The organism is Rhodococcus sp. IEGM1428, from assembly GCF_050321865.1.
Classification (GTDB): domain Bacteria; phylum Actinomycetota; class Actinomycetes; order Mycobacteriales; family Mycobacteriaceae; genus Rhodococcoides.
The window spans coordinates 463,181-481,722 of record NZ_JBNQFW010000001.1 but is presented as its reverse complement, the minus strand read 5'-3'; the positions used below and the strand labels follow the sequence as shown (position 1 = coordinate 481,722).

The window sequence follows — 18,542 nt, the reverse complement described above, 5'->3', positions numbered from 1 at the left end:
ATGTCCCCTACGTTGTGTGAAAAGCCGGGTACGGATCGTCAGTTGGTTGCGAGCGATCGCGCGATGACCAGACGCTGAATCTGGTTGGTGCCCTCGAAGATCTGGGTGATCTTGGCGTCGCGCATGTATCGCTCGACGCGGAAGTCCCTGGTGTAGCCGTAACCGCCGAACACCTGAACTGCATCGGTGGTCACCTTCATGGCTGCGTCCGTGGCGATCAGTTTTGCCACGGACGCATTGCGGGAGTACGGAAGTCCTGCGTCCCGGCGGCGAGCCGCATCGAGGTAGGTGGCGCGGGCGGAATCGACCGCAGCCGCCATGTCCGCCAGTACGAAGCCCAGACCCTGATGGTCGATGATTTTCTTGCCGAACGCAGTGCGTTCCTGGGCGTACTTCACTGCATCGTCGAGTGCTGCCTGGGCGATTCCAACTGCGACAGCGGCAATTCCGAGCCTTCCGGCGTCCAGCGCACTGAACGCGATCTGCAGCCCTTGGCCCTCCGCTCCGATTCGCCATTCAGTGGGTACGTGCACGTCGTCGTAGTGCGCGGAGGTCGTCGGGATCGCATGCAACCCCATCTTCTCCTCGGGCTTGCCGAAGCTCAACCCCTCGGTTCCATTCGGAACGAGGAAGCACGAGATCCCCTTCGAGCCTTCTCCGGTGCGGGCGAAGAGGTTGTAGAAATCGGCCACACCGCCGTGCGTGATCCAGGCCTTCGATCCGTTCACCGTGTAGCCACCATCGGTTGCGGTGGCCTTGCAACTCAGCGCCGCTGCGTCGGAACCGGCCTGGGCCTCGGACAGCGAGTACGCACCGATCTGTCCGCCGCCGAGCATGCCGGGGAGCTTGTCTTCCTTCTGCTGATCGGTACCGAACGCCATCATGGGATAGCAGGCCAGACCGTGCACGCTCACCGCCACTGCAACTGCGGCCCATCGTGATGCCAACTCTTCGAGAACCTGCAGGTAGACCTCGTACGGTTGGCCGCCACCGCCCCACTCTTCGGCGTACGGCAGGCTCAGCAGGCCCGCCTCGCCCAAAGTCGCGAACACCCCGTCCGGGTAGGTCTCATGGCGTTCGTGTTCGTCGACGATCGGGTCGAGTACCTTGTCCGCCACATCTCGGGTGAGCGCTATGAGGTCACGTGCTTCGGCGGTGGGCAACAGGCGATCGACGGGCACGGACAACCTCCGGGACTTTTCAGCATCAGTACTGCAGGGTGATCCGCAGTACTGATGCACAGTACTGCACAAGTCGATGCAGTACCATCCTTGGTGTGAACGCACCCGTGACCTCGCACGCCACGGCGCGCCGTTCCGAGCTCTTCGACCAACTCGTGAGTCTGTTCTTGGCCGAGGGATTCGCACACCTGACACTCGACACAATCGCGGCACGGCTTCGCTGCTCCAAGTCCACCCTCTACACCCTGGCGTCCAGCAAGGATCAGCTGGTCGGCGCAGCTACAGTGCACTACTTCAAGTCCATGACCACCCAGGTCGAAAATGCGGTAGCCGAGGTGGACGGCACCCGCAATCGCATCACCACCTACCTCACAGCCGTCGGCGCAGCTCTGGAATCGGCATCCGAACAGTTCATGACCGATCTGGCATCGCTCGAGTCGGCGCGTTCGGTGTACGAGCGCAACACCGCAATCGCCGCACGACGCGTCCAGGAGCTGATCAGCGAAGGAGTCGCCAGTGGCGAGGTACGCGACGTGCACGCGGCCTTCGTCGGCGACGTCGCGTCCTCGGTCATGGTCCGAATTCAGACGCGAGAAGTGTTCCGATTGACCGGCCTGAGTGACGGAGATGCGTATCTCGAACTGGCGAAATTGCTGACCGCTGGAATCGGCGCGTAGCAGCGGAGTCGGGAATGAATCCACCCCGACACGTGCTGAAGTACAGTGAATATGGTTGATCCTTCAACGAAAGAGCACGTGATGAAGAAGATCGGATTCCTGTCCTTCGGTCATTGGTCCCCGTCCCCGCAGTCACAGACGCGATCGGCGTCGGATGTGCTGCTGCAGTCGATCGACCTCGCGGTGGCGGCCGAAGAACTCGGGGCCGACGGCGCGTACTACCGCGTGCACCACTTCGCCAACCAGCTTGCCTCTCCGTTTCCGCTGCTCGCCGCCGTGGGCGCCAGAACGAGCACCATCGAAATCGGTACCGGCGTCATCGACATGCGCTACGAGAATCCTTTCTATATGGCCGAGGATTCCGGCTCTGCCGACCTCATCTCGGGCGGGCGGTTGCAACTCGGCGTGAGCCGAGGATCGCCCGAGCAGGTCATCGAGGGTTACCGGTATTTCGGATACTCCCCCGCGGAGGGCTCCGATCATGCAGACATGGCTCGTGAGCACACCCGCATCTACCTCGACCTTCTGGAAGGCAAGGGCTTCGCTCAGCCGAACCCGCGGCCGATGTTCCCCAATCCGCCCGGGCTGCTGCGCCTGGAACCTCACGCACCGGGTCTGCGCCAACGCATCTGGTGGGGTGCAGGCACCCGCGAGACGGCCGAGTGGACAGCACGCCAGGGCATGAACTTGATGAGCTCGACCCTGCTGAGCGAAGACACCGGAGTGCCCTTCCATCAGTTGCAAGCCGAGCAGATCGAACGTTTTCACAAGACGTGGAGCGACGCAGGCCACGACTTCGCTCCTCGAACGTCCGTGAGTCGTAGCATCTTTCCGATCGTGAGCGACCTGGATCGCGCCTACTTCGGACGGGAGGGAAGCGGCGACGACCAAGTCGGCTACCTCGACGGCGGCAAGGCCCGGTTCGGCAAGACCTACGCGGGTGAGCCCGATCGACTGATCGAAGAACTCGCCGCAGACGAGGCGATCGCTGCCGCGGATACCCTCCTGCTCACCGTCCCGAATCAGTTGGGCGTCGACTACTGCGCTCACGTGGTGGAGACACTCCTCCGCGACGTGGCCCCCGCACTGGGGTGGCGCTGATCACTCGGTGACGAGTCGCGATTGGTTTCGGTGGATACGGGTACTGGCAGCAGGTTCACCCACCACCACCTGCCAGGAGTTCCAGTGCTCAAACGCGACGTATCCGCGCGCCTCGATGTAGACATCACCGCAGCCACCACACTCGAATTCCAGATCGCGATTGCTCCGCATCCGGGCACGACGGTCACCGAATCACTGTCCTTCGTCCTCGACGGCAAACCCATCGAGGCAAAGGAAGTGAGCGGGCCGCACGGCAACCGAATTCACGTCATGCCCGCCGATGTCGGCAACCTTCAGGTCTCGTACGATGCCACGATTCTGGGCAACACCACCCCGGCACCGGTCACCGATTACGACATGTCGCTCTATCTGCGACCGAGTCGGTACGCCGAGGCCGACAAGTTCTATGGTTTCGCCGCCACCGAATTCGGCGACTACGCGGACTCCGAGGAACTGCTGGCGAAGATTTCCGCGTGGGTCGGCGCTCGGCTGAGTTACGTTCCGGGAAGCAGTGATCCGATCGACGGTGCTGTCGACACGTTGCTCGCCGGACAGGGCGTCTGCCGGGACTACTCGCACCTCGTGGTCGCCATGCTGCGTGCGGTCAACGTTCCGGCCCGTCTGGTTGCGGTGTACGCGCCCGGCTGCGATCCGATGGACTTCCACGCTGTCGCCGAGGCGTTCGTGGGCGGCCAATGGCGTGTTGTCGATGCCACCTGCCTCGCCCCCCGCTCCACTTTGGTGCGAATCTCCGTCGGTCGCGATGCTGCCGACACAGCATTCCTGGACAACCACAAGGGTGCCATCACGTTGAACAGTTCCGTGGTCACCGCCGTGGTCGACGGCGAGCTCCCCCAGGACGACATCACTGAGCTGGTCTCCCTCACCTGATCGTTCGACCGAACGCCACCGCGATATGAGCTACATCACAGCGGCGTTTGTTTTCGCGCGCGAAAACCGACTATCTATCCGTTACCAACATTCACAGCCACATGAAAGGCGAACACCATGAGCTTCATCGACAAGGCCAAGAACGCAGCAGAAGACGCCATCGGCAAGGCGAAGGAAGTTGTGGGCGACGCTACGAACAACAAGGACCTCGAGGCCGAGGGCAAGAAGGATCAGGGTTCGGCAGGCGTGAAGAAGGTCGGCGAGAACATCAAGGACACCTTCAAGTAACCACCCCAAGCTCATCGAGTGCCGCCGATCTCGATGATCGGCGGCACTCGCACTTCACCCACTTTTCACACCGGAGAACGGAAAACCCCTCATGACCACATCGACCGACACCACGACCACCAAGCGCCGCGGCGGATTCGCCTCGAAGCTCGCCCTGCTGATCACGCTCGTGCTGGTCGCCGCACTGGTGATCTTCGTACTGCAGAACACCGTGCACACCACGATCAACTTCCTGGGCTGGAACTTCGATCTCGGCCAAGGAGTCTCGCTGCTCGGCGCAGCCGTCGTCGGTGCCGTCATCACGCTGACCGCTACCGCCGCACTGAAGGTTCGACGCGCAGTCCGCTGACCGACTCCCACACGAAAAGGATCCTTCCGATGCTTCCCTTGCTGGCACGCAAGTACCTGTACCGCTATCTCATCGTCGCGATCGGGCTTCCCATCCTCGCGCGCATCTTGGCCTTCGCCGGGCAAAGCCTCGAAAAGCGAACGGGGAAAGACAACTTCGTGTCCAAGGGACTCAAGTCGGCCGGCAGATTTGCGCAGAAGCGAGCCGATAAGTCGCAGGGCAAGAAGGAACGCAAGTCCCAGCACGCCCTGCGCTAGGCCCGCCGAAGAGTACGTCGCCCGGCTGCACCGGCCGTGAGGGCAACGATCGAGGTCGGGTCGATCAATGTCCAGCTGGGTCGGTCAGCGACTTGCCTTCCCGAGCCTTGACGCGCTTGCGCTCGAGGAGGACCAGGGCAATCCCGGCCACGAGTAGAACCGGCGCAGCGATCGCCCCGATCCACACCCACCCGGTGAATCCATAACCTGCCGCGGTGAGGGTGAGGCCGAGGCTCACCAACGCCACTCCGATGCAGATGTAGCCGGGCCAGTTACGCGTGTCGACGATTGCCTCACCCGCGTGACCGCGAGTCGTCCGATCGTCGTCGGTTGCCCCGGCGTCGGATTCGCTCGTGTTCTCGTCTGCCATGTGGATCCTCTCCGGATACGGACCGTTCGTCCCACTCGAGACGAACCGTCCACGTCGGCTGCCCGCTGGACCTCGGCGGTAAACCTGACGTCGGATCGGACCGTCAGTCGTGCCAACTCACAGCAGCGAACGGAGCACGGCTCGCGAGCCGACCGACGATGCCGGCGTGCGCGAAGTCCTTGGCCGTCGCAACGGCGTCCAGCACGTCCGCGCCCTTGGCCAACTCCGCAGTGATGGCTGCGGCGAATACGCAGCCCGCACCCGACACACGTTCTTCGCCCACTTTCGAAGCACGGAGCACGGTGAGGTCGGACCCGTCGTAGACGACATCGACGGCCTCGCCGCCGGGCAGCCCGGCACCACCCTTGACCACCACGTAGCGAGGTCCGAGGTCGGCAATTCTCTTCGCGGCCTCGCCGAGCTCCTCGACGGTGGTGATCTCGTTCATCCCGGACAGTGTCTGCGCCTCGAACAGGTTGGGGGTGATCACGGTGGCCAGCGGAAGAATCTCGCGCCGGAGCGCATTGTCGGTGTCGAGCGCGGCACCGGGTTCCTGGCCTTTGCAGATCAACACCGGATCGACCACCACGTGCCGCCACGACTGCCGACGCAACGAGCTGGCCACCGTGTCGACGGTGTCCGGGGTACCGAGCATGCCGATCTTGACGACATCGAGATCGTGTGCGGCAGTGGCGACTTCGATCTGATCGGCGATGACGGAACTGTCGATGGGAACGAACCGGTGACCCCAGCCGGACTTCGGATCGAACGACACGATGCAGGTGATCGTTCCGACGCCGTACACCCCGAGCCGCTCGAATGTCTTCAGATCGGCCTGCAACCCGGCTCCGCCGGTAGCTTCCGAACCTGCAATGACATACGCGATTGTCGACATGCACTCAGTATGACAATCCGCGATCGCCCGTGAATCAGGTGGTCGACATCCGATTGGGTCCGGCTGTTTCGGGGCATACGTCGAATTCGGTTCGGCTCACCCAGCGACCGACGACACCGCGCAGCACACCGACTTCGAGCCCAGGAGTAGCGGAGCACGATCGCTGATCGTGCAATCACGCCCAACGACCAGAGTCTCGGAGGCCGAACAGTGCCCACCAGCAGGAACACGACAGCCAGTTGCGACGACGTATGGGACGTTCTCGCGAACGGATGGAGCTATGCGACATGGGTTGTCGGTGCTTCCCGAATTCGCGCCGTCGACGGCAACTGGCCCGCCGCCGGAAGCTCGATCCATCATTCGGTCGGTGCCTGGCCCGCAGTACTCAGTGACGTCACCCGCTCGGTGGGAATGCACGCCGGTCGTGAACTCCGGCTGGAGGCGCGTGCACTGCCGTTCGGAAAGGCGTCGATCACAGTTCGTGTGCACCCGACAGCCACCGGATGCCGCATCGAGATCATCGAACACGCGATCACCGCACCGTTCGACCTGGTGCCGGACCGCATCCAACATGTTCTCGCGCATCCACGCAACGCCGAAGCGTTGCGCAGACTTGCACTCCTGGCCGAGCGATCCACCGCTCCGTGAGCAACACTGCACTGCGACAAGCAGTCTCGGGAAAGATGCTGTTCGTGTTCATTCTCGGCGACGTGCTCGGTGCCGGAATCTACGCTCTCGTCGGCGAGATCGCGGGCGAGGTCGGCGGAGCCATCTGGCTTCCCATGCTCGTCGCCCTGCTGATGGCACTGCTCACCGCGGCGTCGTATGCAGAGTTGGTCACCAAGTACCCACGAGCAGGCGGCGCAGCCGTGTTCGCGCAACAGGCGTACGGAAAACCGCTCGTGTCGTTCCTGGTCGGATTTTCGATGCTCGCCGCAGGCGTCACCAGTGCCGCCGGGCTTGCGCTTGCCTTCTCGGGCGATTACCTGGGCGTGTTCCTCGACGTGCCGGCCGTACCCGCTGCAGTGGTCTTCTTGCTGCTGGTCGGATTGCTCAACGCGCGCGGAATCACCGAATCTCTCCGGGCCAACCTCGTCATGACGGTGGTCGAGGTATCCGGGCTGGTGGTCGTCATCGCCCTTGCCGGACTCGTACTGAGCCGCGGAGACGGCGTGCCGTCTCGCGTCCTCGAATTCACCGACGAGACAACCCCGACGCTGGCCGTGCTCGGGGCGGCCCTGCTCGCCTTCTACTCGTTCGTGGGCTTCGAGACCTCAGCGAACATCGCCGAGGAAGTCGAGGACGTGCGCCGAGTCTACCCACGAGCCCTACTGGGTGCCGTCACGGCGGCCGGTGTGGTGTACGTGCTGGTAGGACTGGCAGTCTCGACCGTCGTGCCTGCCGACACGTTGGCGCAATCGACCGGCCCGCTGCTCGAGGTCGTCGCCGCCGCAGACGCCGGTATTCCGCCGTGGGTGTTCAGCCTCGTCGCGCTCGTCGCGGTGGCCAACGGCGCATTGCTGACGATGATCATGGCGTCCCGCTTGACATTCGGGATGGCGCGCGACGGTTTGCTCCCCGGAGCGCTGGCCAAGGTTCTGCCCGGGAGAAAGACACCGTGGCTTGCCATCGTGGCCACCACCGTCGTTGCAATGGTTCTCTGCACCACCGGATCTGTTGCTGCACTGGCCGAAACCGTGGTGTTGCTACTGCTGTTCGTCTTCGTGAGCACCAACGTCGCAGTGCTCGTGCTACGCCGCGATCGCACAGATAGCGACCATTTCCGAACGCCCACAGCACTTCCCGTCCTCGCGCTCATCACCTGCGCTGTACTGCTCACCCAACAGTCGGGAGCAACGTGGCTGCGCGCCGGACTGCTCCTCGCGGTGGGGGTCGCACTGTACGTCGTCGGTACAGTCCTGACCAGGAAGACCACCACCGAGCAGAGGAGCACTTCCCGATGACCACCACCGAGGTCGACGCGATAGTCATCGGCAGCGGTCACAACGGATTGGTGGCTGCTGCGGCGATGGCCGACGCGGGCTGGGACGTGGTGGTCCTCGAAGCTGCCGAGCACCCCGGCGGTGCCGTGCGTAGTGCCGAGCTGGTTCCGGGTTTCACCAGCGACCTTTTCAGCGCCTTCTATCCGATGGCGCTTGCATCGCCGGCAATGACCGCCCTCGAGCTCGAACGACACGGGCTGCAGTGGTCGCACTCGCCCGCGGTGTACGGCCATGCACGGTCGGCACAGGACGTCGACGCTCCCGTCGTCCACCACGACGTCGAGACCACGGCGGCGCTACTGTCCGAACACGACGCGCGAGACGGCGATACCTGGCTGCGGCTCTTCGAGCAGTGGGAGCGCATTCGCGAGCCGCTCCTGGGTTCACTGTTCGGACCGTTTCCGCCCGTGGCACCCGCAGCACGGTTGGTCCGCACCCTCGGGGTGCCCGAGACACTGCGTTTCGTCCGATTCGCGGCCCTTCCGGCCCGGGTGATGGCTCACGAGTTGTTCCACAGCGAAGCTGCGCGTTGCTTGCTGCTGGGCAATGCGATGCACGGCGACGTGCCGACCGATGCCCCCGTCAGCGGAATGATGGGCTACCTGCTCACGATGCTCGCCCAGGACGTCGGCTACCCCGCCCCGGTCGGTGGATCATCGGCACTGACCGGCGCTCTGATTCGCCGAGGGGCCGCATCGGGGGCCGCGCTCGAATGTGGACAGCTGGTCGAATCGATCGACGTTCGCGGCGGCCGTGCACGTGCGGTGCACACGGCGGCCGGAGACACGTTCCGTGCACGCAGGGCAATCGTCGCCGATGTATCGGCACCGGCACTGTACGGCTCGCTGCTTCCGTTCGACGCAGTTCCGAGTCGAGTGCACGACGACCTGCGCACCTTCGAGTGGGACACCCCGGTAGTGAAGGTCAACTACGCCCTCGATCGTCGAATACCCTGGAACTCACCGTCTTTGGCGGATGCAGGCACAGTTCACCTCGGTGCCGACGACAACGGCCTCGTGCACTGGGCCGCCGACCTCACCACCGGAGTTCTTCCACAGAGCCCGTTCATGCTGTTCGGCCAGATGACCACGGCCGATCGAAGCAGGTCGCCGGAAGGTACCGAAAGCGCTTGGGCCTACACCCATCTACCGAGAGGCGTCGTCGACGATGCTGCGGCCGACACCGTCGCCGACCGTGTGGACAGAGTTCTCGATGCTCATGCACCGGGATTTCTGAATTCGATCGTCGGCCGGATCGTGCAGCGACCGAGCGATCTGCACGGGGCCGATGCCAACCTGTACGGCGGCGCGGTGAACGGTGGAACCGCACAGCTTCAGCAACAGTTGATATTTCGGCCGACGTCGGGGCTGGGACGGTCGGAAACTCCCGTCGAGGGTCTGTTCCTCGGTTCTGCATCGGCGCACCCCGGTGGCGGGGTGCACGGAGCAGCAGGCCTCAACGCTGCTCGGGCAGCGCTCGGGCAGCGCGGCGTACGAGGCTGGATGAAGAAGAAGGTCACGAGTTCTCTCATAGAGCTGCTGGCCAGGTGACGGCGTTACCGAACCGAGACTTGTCGTTACCGATTCGAGATCTGCGGCAGAGCCTTCCGCAACTACCCACTGACATTGTTGAAAGCACAACAACTCAGCGTCTCGCACCGCACGGGCACACCGATCGGTGCGAGCGCTTCGGGGAAGAGGTAAGGACATGCTGACGAGCACTGCAACCATGGAACGCTCCCTCCGCGACGACGAAAGCGTCTTCCGACTCGAGACAGTTCGCAATTCCGACGGCCTCGACACACTGCGCGCATTCGGCGAGCTGGACATGTCCACTCGGGCCGAATTCGTCCACAGCCTCGACTGCCTCGCGTCCACGTCGGATCGGGTGGTGGTCGATCTGTCGCAGGTGTCGTTCATGTATTCGGGTGTGGCCAACGCGATCATCGATGCGACGTACGCGCATCCGGGCAAGATCGCCGTATTCGCACCTGCACGATCGGTTCGTATGGTTCTGGACGTGCTCGGTGCCGGCGGGTTGTTGATCGACACTTTCCGGTCGTGAATCGCACTCGATAACAGGTAACGTCGCAGACATGTCAGAGGAGCCGACCGGAGGGCCGTTCGAGATCGTGTCGGCTGCGCACGACTCGACGACCGTACTCACTGTTCGAGGGGAATTGGACCTCGACACCATCCCTACGCTGTCTGCCACAGCGTTTCCTGCGGCCGACACCGCCGAAGGGGGCTTGGTCGTGGACTTGACCGACGTGAGTTTCCTGTCGTCGAGCGCGATCACAGTGTTGGTGCGCGTGTGCGATCGACTGCCGGACGCCTCGCGCATGGCGTTGGTTGCGGTGAACGGCGTGGTCGTTCGGCCCGTGCAGCTCAGCGGAATCGATCGCGTGATGGCCACGTTCACCACCGTTCCCGACGCCGTTGCGCACGTGCAGTCGTCGACTCGCAGCGGCGAGGCCGACCGATGACACCACATCCCCGGTCGGAGCGCAGATCGTGACCGAGAGCAATTCGGGGTCGGCCCCTCTGCGTTGGAGTCACACGGCACAGGCCGAGCCGACGACGGCGAGCACGCTTCGTCGGCGGCTGCGCGGCTGGGTGCTCGAACTCGGAGTGAACAGCGCTCTGGTGGACGACATCGTGCTCGGGGTCTACGAGGCACTCGCCAACGTCGTCGAACATGCCTATCGCGCGTCCCCCGAAACCGGAACGATGACGATCACCGCGGCGTACGACCACGAGACGCTCACCGTGACCGTCTCCGATACCGGAACGTGGCACCCACCGACACCGACGACCACTCGTAGCCACGGCCTGCAGTTGGCCGCCGCAGTATCGGACGAGCTGTCGGTCGATCATCGACCCGGTCTCGGCACGGTGGTGACCGTCGCGTGGAGCAAGCCGCTCGCCGCGGCCCGCCCCAGCGGGTCATCCCACCGCGCGACCTGATCAGGAGGAGTACCCATGACCGCTTCGGCTGCCGAACTACTCGCCTCTGCGCCCTGCGGAGTGTTCTCGGTCGACGTCGCCAGCGGCAGAATTCTGTACGCGAATGTGGCCGCCTCTCGAATCACCGCCCGCAGCCGTGACTCTCTGGAGGGAACCCCCGTCGCAGACCTCTTCGGTACCGAATTCGCGCCGGTGCTGGCCGGCCTGCTCGACGCTGCATCCACATCCGATTCGGACGTGCCGATCGGGACTGCAGCCCAGCTGACAGGCGCGCCGGGGCGAGCGTCGTCCACTGCGGTGTCCGTGCTGGCGAACAGACTTCGTTCGGAGTCGGGCGCGATGACCGTCACGATGACGCTGCACAACGAGACGGAACGCCGAGTGCGCGAAAAAGATCTCGTCGACGCTCGTATCAACGCCGAGGCAGCTCAGGACGATGCCGAAGCAGCCCTCGATCGATCCCAGGATGCGTTGGGAGCATCGGAGCAAGCCCGAAAGTTGGCCGAGGCCGAACGAACTCAGGTTCAGATCTTGGCGTCGACGCTTCAGCGGACTCTGCTACCGCCGATCCTCTCCGCGCCGACCGGCATGAACGTCGCAGCCCATTATCACCCCGCGTCCCTCGACGAAGTCGGTGGTGATTTCTACGATGTGTTTCCACTCGACAAAGACACGTGGGGCTTCTTCCTCGGTGACGTGAGTGGCAAGGGTGCCGGCGCAGCCGCCGTCACGTCGTTGACCCGGTACACCTTGCGGGCCGCGGCAGTGTTCGACCGCAACCCGATCTCGGTGTTGGAGAACCTCAACACCGTTCTGCATCACGAGTTTCACGGCGACGACCCGAGGTTCTGCACGGTGGTGTTCGGCACCATCACTCCGCAACCGAACGGCGCGGTGGTGCACCTCGCAAGCGGCGGGCACCCACCTGCGATACGCGTAACCCACGACGCTGCAGTCGATTTCGTCGACACCACCGGTGGGCAGCTCGTCGGTGCCCTGTCCGAGCCCCACTTCGAGTCGGCATCGGTGACACTGCGGGCCGGTGACGTCATGGCGTTCTACACCGATGGCCTGACCGAAGCCATCGTGGGGCCCGGCCGAACTCGCTTCGACGACAACGGCAACCTGGAGACCTTCGTCGCCGAGATGGGGCCCACCACTGCTCCGAAGATCGTCGACGACCTCACCACCCTGCTGGCGTCGTTCGGAGACGGACTTCAGGACGACGTGGCTCTGCTCGCCTTCGACGTCCCACTTCCCGACACAGACTCTGTGGAGGCGTAGTTGTCGCGGAGTGCGTCGACTACCGAGACAATATTCCGGACAGGAACACCTTCAGCACATTGTCGGCGACTTCTTCCGGGGATTCTCCCGATCGCGTCAGCGATCTGATCACCACATTGTTGGCGAGCACGGTGGCCGATTCGACTGCGGACACCTCGGTAGCGAAGTCGCCTCGGAGCTGACCGCTCTCGAGAATCGGGGTCAGTGCCGACGGCACGGGAAGGTGGTCCCTGATGGTGGTGACGGTACCGGGCTCGTGAAACTGCTCGAAGCTCAGCGCAAGCAACATTCCCGAGCTCATGGCCCGGTTGCGCGACACGAACTCCGCCAGACGATTCACCGAACGCACCAGAGCCACAACCGGTTCCACGTCGAGCCGAGCATCCGCGCGACCCAGCCGGAGTACACGCTCGAACTCGGAGGTGAGTGCGGCGACGATGATGTCGACTTTGCTCGGAAACAATCGCTTGAGATCGGTGACGGCGAGCGACGAGGCCGACGCGATGTCCGCGAGGGTGACCGAGAAGTATCCGTGTTCCGAGAACAGCGTCTCGGTGGCCACGATGACATCGGATTCGATGTCGACCCTTGCCGGATCGAGGGATTCGAGCGATGGCAGCGCATCGACCTGCTCGTCGGTACGCTGCCGACGATCCGAGTGGACCGGGTCCACCGCCCAAGCGCTCGCCGGTGCTGGAGGAACCTGGATAGGCATTGTGGAAAGTCTGATGCGACAGTCCTGCTTCTTCGACGACGGCTGCAATGGACAGCGAGCGCGCGAACACCGTCATATCGAGATCGGTCAGCAGGCGGGAACCGGCCAGGAGCAATTGTTCGCGTGGTGTGGATCTCGAGCTCAACGACAACCGCCTACGAATGTTCGATCTGATGGATCGTCGACTATATCGATTCACACCACGAGCTGAATTTTTACAAGTATATAAAGTCCATTGGATGCGGATATCGAATTACGCAGTGGTCCTCGAACATGGTGGTGTTGTTTCATATTTCGCGGCGTGGTCGGATGATCGAAACACCCAAGACGGACAACGGGGGTCGACTGCCATGCGGGACACGAACACAGGTGTGACGACCACGACGCTCGAGATTGCGTCCGGTGGGTCGCTCCACCCGTCGCAGCGATTTGCGCCTCGGCGAAGCGCGTCGGCGGTGCGCTCCCGAACCACGGCAACCCCCGGCACCGATAGGCCTCGGGTGCCGCAGGTACCGGCCGAGTTCGTCGATCCCGGATTGACCACGCGCGAAATCGCGGTTCTCGGAGCCTGGTTGCGCTGCGACTCCAAGCAAGAAGTGTGCGCGGTGCTGCATATTGCGCTGGGCACGGTGAATACCCATCTGTCCCGTATTCGCGCGAAGTATGCCGGTGTCGGTCGAGCCGCGCCGACCAAAGCGTCGCTGGTGGCGAGAGCGCTGCAGGACGGCCTGGTCGCCCTGGACGATCTGTGAGCGAAGGTCGGCACGAGGCGGACGGTGCAACGATGCCCTGTCCGCCCGGGTGACGACGCACATGGCACACTTCGGTCGATGAACGACAAGCCTGTGTTGATGTTGCTGCACGGTGTCACCATGTCGGGAGCAGCGTGGAACGACGTCGTGCCGTTGCTGGCCGAACGATTCGATGTCATTGCTCCCACCGCGGCCGGTCATCGTGGAGGCCCGACGCTCGCAGGCGTGGCGACAATAGCCGCCGTCACCGATGCCGCAGAACGCGAACTCGACGAGCGCGGCCTGGATGCAGTACACATCGCCGGAAATTCGATGGGCGGATGGATGGCCGTCGAACTGGCGAGACGGGGACGCGCACGCTCGGTCTGTGCATTCTCACCTGCGGGACTGTGGGAAAAGGACGAGAAGCCGGGTGCCAGCCGAGCCACCTTGATCCGTACCAAGAGATTGGCCGACGCGACTCGTCGCCTGGCCCCAGCGCTGATGAGGTTCGGTCTCGCTCGCCGAATTGCCATGCGCGACATTGCAGTCCATGGAGAGCGCATGACACCGCAGCAAGCCGTGCGATCGTTTCAGGATCTCGTCGGGTGCGAGGCAGCGTACGAACTACTGAACACCCGCGAAAGCATGGATCCACTCCTCGACCTGCCATGCCCGGTCACCGTCTCGTGGGCGGCTCACGATCGCATCTTTCCGCCTGCAGAGTTCGTCCCCATTGCCCGGCAGCGCCTCCCTCGGGCCCGGTTCGTCACCCTGCCGGGCGTCGGCCACGTTCCGATGATCGACGACCCGGTTCTGTGCGCACGAACGATCGTCGATTCGATCGAGAACCAGGCGGGCTGACGCGTCCGTCAGGCCCACGGGTCCACACGTCGCCACAGCGTCGGTAGCTCGAGAACGACTCCGTCTCTCCGTGCGCAGTCGGCCAGCACGCCGATCGAGGCAGTCATATCGTCGAAGGCGTACGGGAGTGCATGCAGGGGCTTGTGCAAAGGCCGAAAGAAGTTGTCCCAGTGCGTCAGGACGACGCGCCGGGCACCGACGACCGAGACCGTCTCGCGCCAATACTGCTCGATGAACGCTCGCGATTGCCGGCCGAGTTGGCCTATCGACAGATAGACCACGTCTGCGCGGTTTCCGTGGAGCAGGCCCACCCGGAAACCGGCGCTGCTGTGGACCAGTGCGGTTCGGCCGCTGGGAATGTGTTCGATCAGCATCGACCACGCCTCGCCGCACCGATACTCGCTCACCCGAGCGGGCTGGCTCAGAGGTCGCTCGATCACCCCGTGTGCTCGATCCGGATGCGAGTGAACGGATTCGAGGAATGTGACGGCGAAATTCCCATGCTCGGTCGTTTCACCGTTCTCGACCGCGACGATGCGGTCGTCGGGTAGGTCCGAACCCTTCCCGATGAAACCGGTCGAGGAACCACCGACCAGAACCGCCCCGGTTATCCGAGCCACCGCCGCTGAATCGAGGGCGTGATCGTAGTGCGAGTGGGCACACAGAACAGCGTCGAGCGAGATGATTCCCGCTCTGCGCAGGGCGGCGTCGATGCGCTGCATGTCGGAACGAAGCGGCAGCGCAAGGGTTCTCGCCAGAGACGGGCGCGAGAAGAACCCATCGGTGAGAACCGCAGATTCGCCGTCGTCGAACAACACCGTACTGACACCGAGGAAAGACACCGTCACCGGCGAGCGAGGAGTCGCCGACACGGTGGTGGCGATCTCCGACGGACCCGGCAACGGGGGCCGACCGACGCGTCGGAACACCGTCACGCCTGCGCTGCGAGCGCACGCCCGGCTTGCCGGCCCCCGAAGATGCACCCGCCCAGGAACGTTCCCTCCAGCGAGCGATATCCGTGCACTCCACCGCCGCCGAATCCGGCAATCTCGCCTGCCGCCCACAGCCCCTCGATCGCTCGCCCCTCGCTGTCGAGAACGCGCCCCTGAAGGTCGGTTTGGATTCCGCCCAAAGTCTTTCGGGTGATGATGTTCAGCCGCACCGCAATCAACGGCCCCGATTTGGGATCGAGAATCTTGTGCAGAGACGCAGTACGCGCGATGCGCTCCCCGCGCGAACGACGGGAATTGTGAATCGCGGAGACCTGCAGGTCCTTGGTGAACGGGTTGTCGACTTCCCGGTCGCGAGCCTCGATCTGCCGGCGCAAATCCACCAGGTCGATCAGGTCCTCGCCGGCAACCCTGTTCATTCCCTGCACGAGTTCACCGAGGGTGTCGGCGACGACAAAATCCTCGCCGTTCTTCTTGAACGCCTCGACCGGTGCACTGGCACCGGGCAAGACTCGACCGAGTACGAGCTTGAGGTTCTTGCCGGTGATGTCCGGGTTCTGCTCCGATCCCGACAGTGCAAATTCCTTCTCGATGATCTTCTGGGTGAGGACGAACCATGAGTACTCGAAACCGCTGTCCTGGATGGCTTTCAATGTTCCTAGTGTGTCGAAGCCCGGGAAGTTGGGGGCCGGGAATCGCCGACCACGCGCATCGAACCACATCGACGACGGTCCTGGAATGATCCTGATTCCGTGGTTCTTCCAGATCGGGTTCCAGTTCTTGATGCCCTCGGTGTAGTGCCACATCCGGTCCTTGTTGACCAGACGACCGCCGACCTTCTCGGTAATGCCGAGCATGCGGCCGTCGACGTGTTCGGGAACTCCCGAGATCAACGATTTCGGAGCCGTTCCCAGACGGGCCGGCCAGTTCTCCCGCACCAGATCATGGTTCGCTCCGATGCCTCCCGCGGTGACGAGCACCGCACCGGCGTGCAACTCGAACTCCCCCACCTCGACGCGAGTACTGCCCGCACCGCGTTCCGCTGCGCTGGGTTCGAGAATTGCGCCGCGCACTCCCTCGACCACCCCTGCGCTGACGACGAACTCGTCGACGCGATGACGAAAACCGAAGCGCACCAGTCCCGTGTCCGCAGCCTCGCGGACACGACGCTCGAACGGTGCGACGACGCCCGGCCCGGTGCCCCAGGTCAAGTGGAAGCGTGGAACCGAGTTGCCGTGGCCGTCGGCGAGGTACCCGCCGCGTTCGGCCCAGCCGACGATAGGAACCCACCGCACACCCTGCGCGTGCAGCCAAGACCGCTTCTCCCCTGCCGCGAAATCGAGGTATGCCCGTGCCCACTGGTGACCCCAGTAATCCTCGCCTGCGGGATCGTCGATACCCCGATCGAATGTCGCGGTGCCGAGCCAGTCCTGCCAGGCCAGTTCGGCCGAATCCTTGATACCCATGCGTCGCTGTTCCGGAGTGTCGACCATGAACAGCCCGCCGAGTGACCAGAACGCCTGCCCGCCCAGGTTCTGCTCGGGCTCCTGGTCGAGAAGGAGCACACGCTTTCCGGCGTCGGCCAATTCGGCGGTTGCCACCAGTCCGGCCAAGCCCGCGCCCACCACGATCACGTCTGCGTCCATTGCCCCACTCTTCTGCTCGACCCGGATGTCTCCTTCGACTGTGCTGAGGTCGCCGCCGGAACTCAAGGAAACCGACTCGAATGACTATAGGATTTGTCAGACACTGACAGAGCGTAGGAGGTGGATCGATGTACCCAGCGCGGGTCGCCGTGGTCGCGACGATCGAGTCGGAGTTGGGCCCCGTCGTCGCATCGGCAGTAGACGCGATTCGCGACGCGATCCCGGTCTACCGATCACTGCAGGGTGCACAGTTGGCCGATGTCGAGGCCATTGCGTATTGGTCACTGAGGCGGTTGATGGCCCTGTGGGCGCACGGCGATCGGACGATCGACGACCGTGACCACAGCAGATTCCGCGCAATAGGTGCCGCGCGCGCCGCGGACGGGCGCCCGCTGGCCGACGTGCTCCGTGCGTATCGAGTCGCGTCGAGCGTGTTCGTTCGGCACGTGACAACCGAGTATCTCGATGTACTCGAACCACAGGACATCGCCGAACTCGGCCTCGGCGTGCTCGACGCCATCGACGCAATCTCCGAGGAAATCATCGGCGCGTATGTCATTGCGCGCGAACAGCTCACCACCAACCGCGCGCAGGCGCACGCCGCATTGCTCGACGACTTGCTGGCTGCCAGACATAATTCACCCGGGACGGTGTCGGATCGTTGCCGCGAACTCGACCTGAAGCTACCCACGCACCCGAATCTGCTCGTGGTGCAATCGACAGATCCGGGCCGACCCATGTCCGACGACACCGTCGAATCGCTGGTTCTCGCAGTGGGACTCGTTCCCCCGGACCGCACCGCGGCGTCGGGTCAGCGGACTCACCTGTGCACTCGGCGCGAACAACGCGCGATCGCGTTGCTGCCACCATCGATCCACCGCGTCGAGGCCGACCTCGCGTGTCGAGATCTACTGCTTCGCGGATGCCTCGTGGAGAGATCGACCATTGCCGGTATCAGCAGTTCGTGGCGACTCGCCTCGGAAGCGCTGGACACCGCACCGGATCACGCGTTCGACCACCGGGCACTGCTCGATCAGGGTGACGGTCAGCTGCTGGCACTGTTGACCGCGCGTACCACCGCGGACACGAGCGAGGTGGTACGTAGCGTGCTCGGTCCGCTGACCGAGGCGGCGAACGAACACATTCTGCAGGGCCTTTCGGCCTTCATCTCCACCGGCAGCGCAACGGCTGCCGCCACCCGACTACAGGTGCACCCGCAGACTTTGCGCTACCGATTGCGCCGGGCCCAGGAACTGACCGGCCGCGATCCGCGATCGGCCTGGCACAGACTGGCCCTGGATACTGCGATACAACTACGTCAACTCGGTTGACCCGGCTCGGCTGAACCCAGCGTCGTCGGTGGTCATGCGCACA

General features: G+C 63.8%; 22 protein-coding genes. 16 read left to right on the top strand and 6 right to left on the bottom strand.

Translation table 11 applies throughout. From position 1 onward, the window contains the following. Window positions 1-38 precede the first annotated feature (38 nt). Window positions 39-1,181 carry an acyl-CoA dehydrogenase family protein gene (locus ACQR3T_RS02420; protein WP_032377155.1) on the bottom strand — a complete coding sequence of 381 codons (1,143 nt, stop codon included), beginning with the start codon at window positions 1,179-1,181 and terminating at the stop codon, window positions 39-41. Between the two features lie 95 nt (window positions 1,182-1,276). Here ACQR3T_RS02420 and ACQR3T_RS02415 point away from each other — a divergent pair, with 95 nt between their 5' ends. The 6 genes from ACQR3T_RS02415 (at window position 1,277) to ACQR3T_RS02390 (ending at window position 4,744) form a co-directional block, all read left to right on the top strand. After that, window positions 1,277-1,858, top strand: a complete 582-nt coding sequence (locus ACQR3T_RS02415; RefSeq protein ID WP_230592549.1) for a TetR/AcrR family transcriptional regulator — start codon at window positions 1,277-1,279, stop codon at window positions 1,856-1,858. A gap of 81 nt (window positions 1,859-1,939) precedes the next feature. Next, a complete protein-coding gene (locus ACQR3T_RS02410; protein ID WP_032377156.1) occupies window positions 1,940-2,959 on the top strand; it encodes an LLM class flavin-dependent oxidoreductase in 1,020 nt (339 codons plus the stop codon). 84 nt (window positions 2,960-3,043) lie between these two features. Then, window positions 3,044-3,850 (top strand): transglutaminase-like domain-containing protein, encoded by an 807-nt coding sequence (locus ACQR3T_RS02405; RefSeq protein WP_052058828.1) that lies wholly within the window; start codon window positions 3,044-3,046, stop codon window positions 3,848-3,850. A gap of 117 nt (window positions 3,851-3,967) precedes the next feature. Further along, window positions 3,968-4,138, top strand: coding sequence for a CsbD family protein (locus ACQR3T_RS02400; protein WP_027495724.1), 171 nt, complete (start codon window positions 3,968-3,970; stop codon window positions 4,136-4,138). Window positions 4,139-4,229: 91 nt separating this feature from the next. Continuing rightward, window positions 4,230-4,487 (top strand): lipopolysaccharide assembly protein LapA domain-containing protein, encoded by a 258-nt coding sequence (locus tag ACQR3T_RS02395; protein WP_032377157.1) that lies wholly within the window; start codon window positions 4,230-4,232, stop codon window positions 4,485-4,487. Between the two features lie 29 nt (window positions 4,488-4,516). Next, complete coding sequence (locus ACQR3T_RS02390; RefSeq protein WP_032377158.1) at window positions 4,517-4,744, top strand: hypothetical protein; 228 nt, start codon at window positions 4,517-4,519, stop codon at window positions 4,742-4,744. 64 nt (window positions 4,745-4,808) lie between these two features. Here ACQR3T_RS02390 and ACQR3T_RS02385 read toward each other — a convergent pair whose 3' ends face one another. Further along, window positions 4,809-5,114 carry a membrane protein gene (locus tag ACQR3T_RS02385; protein ID WP_032377159.1) on the bottom strand — a complete coding sequence of 102 codons (306 nt, stop codon included), beginning with the start codon at window positions 5,112-5,114 and terminating at the stop codon, window positions 4,809-4,811. Window positions 5,115-5,217: 103 nt separating this feature from the next. Beyond that, window positions 5,218-6,009 carry a bifunctional hydroxymethylpyrimidine kinase/phosphomethylpyrimidine kinase gene (gene thiD, locus ACQR3T_RS02380; RefSeq protein ID WP_428692433.1) on the bottom strand — a complete coding sequence of 264 codons (792 nt, stop codon included), beginning with the start codon at window positions 6,007-6,009 and terminating at the stop codon, window positions 5,218-5,220. 210 nt (window positions 6,010-6,219) lie between these two features. On the opposite strand from thiD, the gene ACQR3T_RS02375 reads away from it, so the two are divergent. The 7 genes from ACQR3T_RS02375 (at window position 6,220) to ACQR3T_RS02345 (ending at window position 12,262) form a co-directional block, all read left to right on the top strand. Next, window positions 6,220-6,657, top strand: a complete 438-nt coding sequence (locus tag ACQR3T_RS02375; RefSeq protein WP_037176401.1) for an SRPBCC family protein — start codon at window positions 6,220-6,222, stop codon at window positions 6,655-6,657. Between the two features lie 35 nt (window positions 6,658-6,692). After that, complete coding sequence (locus ACQR3T_RS02370) at window positions 6,693-7,973, top strand: APC family permease (protein WP_428693036.1); 1,281 nt, start codon at window positions 6,693-6,695, stop codon at window positions 7,971-7,973. Further along, entirely contained in the window at window positions 7,970-9,562 is a 1,593-nt protein-coding gene (locus tag ACQR3T_RS02365) for a phytoene desaturase family protein (RefSeq protein ID WP_428692432.1), read from the top strand. Before ACQR3T_RS02370 ends, ACQR3T_RS02365 begins: the two co-directional genes overlap by 4 nt. A 157-nt stretch (window positions 9,563-9,719) precedes the next feature. Continuing rightward, window positions 9,720-10,076, top strand: coding sequence for an STAS domain-containing protein (locus tag ACQR3T_RS02360; RefSeq protein ID WP_428692431.1), 357 nt, complete (start codon window positions 9,720-9,722; stop codon window positions 10,074-10,076). A 31-nt stretch (window positions 10,077-10,107) separates the two neighbouring features. Further along, window positions 10,108-10,497 carry an STAS domain-containing protein gene (locus ACQR3T_RS02355; RefSeq protein WP_037176399.1) on the top strand — a complete coding sequence of 130 codons (390 nt, stop codon included), beginning with the start codon at window positions 10,108-10,110 and terminating at the stop codon, window positions 10,495-10,497. Between the two features lie 28 nt (window positions 10,498-10,525). After that, window positions 10,526-10,978, top strand: a complete 453-nt coding sequence (locus ACQR3T_RS02350) for an ATP-binding protein (protein WP_032377164.1) — start codon at window positions 10,526-10,528, stop codon at window positions 10,976-10,978. A gap of 15 nt (window positions 10,979-10,993) precedes the next feature. Next, the gene (locus tag ACQR3T_RS02345) at window positions 10,994-12,262 is read left to right on the top strand and encodes a PP2C family protein-serine/threonine phosphatase (RefSeq protein ID WP_032377165.1); all 1,269 of its coding nucleotides are present in this window, start codon (window positions 10,994-10,996) and stop codon (window positions 12,260-12,262) included. 19 nt (window positions 12,263-12,281) lie between these two features. Here ACQR3T_RS02345 and ACQR3T_RS02340 read toward each other — a convergent pair whose 3' ends face one another. After that, the gene (locus tag ACQR3T_RS02340; protein WP_428692430.1) at window positions 12,282-12,977 is read right to left on the bottom strand and encodes a TetR/AcrR family transcriptional regulator; all 696 of its coding nucleotides are present in this window, start codon (window positions 12,975-12,977) and stop codon (window positions 12,282-12,284) included. Between the two features lie 371 nt (window positions 12,978-13,348). On the opposite strand from ACQR3T_RS02340, the gene ACQR3T_RS02335 reads away from it, so the two are divergent. Next, on the top strand, window positions 13,349-13,729 hold the full coding sequence (locus ACQR3T_RS02335) for a LuxR C-terminal-related transcriptional regulator (RefSeq protein WP_428692429.1): 381 nt from the start codon (window positions 13,349-13,351) through the stop codon (window positions 13,727-13,729). A gap of 78 nt (window positions 13,730-13,807) precedes the next feature. Beyond that, window positions 13,808-14,572 carry an alpha/beta fold hydrolase gene (locus ACQR3T_RS02330; RefSeq protein WP_428692428.1) on the top strand — a complete coding sequence of 255 codons (765 nt, stop codon included), beginning with the start codon at window positions 13,808-13,810 and terminating at the stop codon, window positions 14,570-14,572. 8 nt (window positions 14,573-14,580) lie between these two features. Here the strand turns inward: ACQR3T_RS02330 and ACQR3T_RS02325 are convergent, their stop codons facing one another. After that, the gene (locus ACQR3T_RS02325) at window positions 14,581-15,501 is read right to left on the bottom strand and encodes an MBL fold metallo-hydrolase (RefSeq protein ID WP_428693035.1); all 921 of its coding nucleotides are present in this window, start codon (window positions 15,499-15,501) and stop codon (window positions 14,581-14,583) included. Window positions 15,502-15,503: 2 nt separating this feature from the next. Next, window positions 15,504-17,168, bottom strand: a complete 1,665-nt coding sequence (locus ACQR3T_RS02320) for an FAD-binding dehydrogenase (RefSeq protein WP_428692427.1) — start codon at window positions 17,166-17,168, stop codon at window positions 15,504-15,506. A 128-nt stretch (window positions 17,169-17,296) separates the two neighbouring features. Here ACQR3T_RS02320 and ACQR3T_RS02315 point away from each other — a divergent pair, with 128 nt between their 5' ends. Further along, a complete protein-coding gene (locus ACQR3T_RS02315) occupies window positions 17,297-18,499 on the top strand; it encodes a PucR family transcriptional regulator (RefSeq protein ID WP_428692426.1) in 1,203 nt (400 codons plus the stop codon). The last annotated feature ends 43 nt before the right edge of the window (window positions 18,500-18,542 follow it).

What these genes read in the sequence shown, in the direction of transcription:
- ACQR3T_RS02410 (WP_032377156.1), top strand. Translation starts at nt 1,940, where the DNA reads ATGAAGAAGATCGGATTCCTGTCCTTCGGTCATTGGTCCCCGTCCCCG.
- ACQR3T_RS02400 (WP_027495724.1), top strand. Translation starts at nt 3,968, where the DNA reads ATGAGCTTCATCGACAAGGCCAAGAACGCAGCAGAAGACGCCATCGGC.
- ACQR3T_RS02395 (WP_032377157.1), top strand. Translation starts at nt 4,230, where the DNA reads ATGACCACATCGACCGACACCACGACCACCAAGCGCCGCGGCGGATTC.
- ACQR3T_RS02390 (WP_032377158.1), top strand. Translation starts at nt 4,517, where the DNA reads ATGCTTCCCTTGCTGGCACGCAAGTACCTGTACCGCTATCTCATCGTC.
- ACQR3T_RS02385 (WP_032377159.1), bottom strand. Translation starts at nt 5,114, where the DNA reads ATGGCAGACGAGAACACGAGCGAATCCGACGCCGGGGCAACCGACGAC.
- thiD (WP_428692433.1), bottom strand. Translation starts at nt 6,009, where the DNA reads ATGTCGACAATCGCGTATGTCATTGCAGGTTCGGAAGCTACCGGCGGA.
- ACQR3T_RS02370 (WP_428693036.1), top strand. Translation starts at nt 6,693, where the DNA reads ATGCTGTTCGTGTTCATTCTCGGCGACGTGCTCGGTGCCGGAATCTAC.
- ACQR3T_RS02365 (WP_428692432.1), top strand. Translation starts at nt 7,970, where the DNA reads ATGACCACCACCGAGGTCGACGCGATAGTCATCGGCAGCGGTCACAAC.
- ACQR3T_RS02360 (WP_428692431.1), top strand. Translation starts at nt 9,720, where the DNA reads ATGCTGACGAGCACTGCAACCATGGAACGCTCCCTCCGCGACGACGAA.
- ACQR3T_RS02355 (WP_037176399.1), top strand. Translation starts at nt 10,108, where the DNA reads ATGTCAGAGGAGCCGACCGGAGGGCCGTTCGAGATCGTGTCGGCTGCG.
- ACQR3T_RS02345 (WP_032377165.1), top strand. Translation starts at nt 10,994, where the DNA reads ATGACCGCTTCGGCTGCCGAACTACTCGCCTCTGCGCCCTGCGGAGTG.
- ACQR3T_RS02340 (WP_428692430.1), bottom strand. Translation starts at nt 12,977, where the DNA reads ATGCCTATCCAGGTTCCTCCAGCACCGGCGAGCGCTTGGGCGGTGGAC.
- ACQR3T_RS02330 (WP_428692428.1), top strand. Translation starts at nt 13,808, where the DNA reads ATGAACGACAAGCCTGTGTTGATGTTGCTGCACGGTGTCACCATGTCG.
- ACQR3T_RS02320 (WP_428692427.1), bottom strand. Translation starts at nt 17,168, where the DNA reads ATGGACGCAGACGTGATCGTGGTGGGCGCGGGCTTGGCCGGACTGGTG.
- ACQR3T_RS02315 (WP_428692426.1), top strand. Translation starts at nt 17,297, where the DNA reads ATGTACCCAGCGCGGGTCGCCGTGGTCGCGACGATCGAGTCGGAGTTG.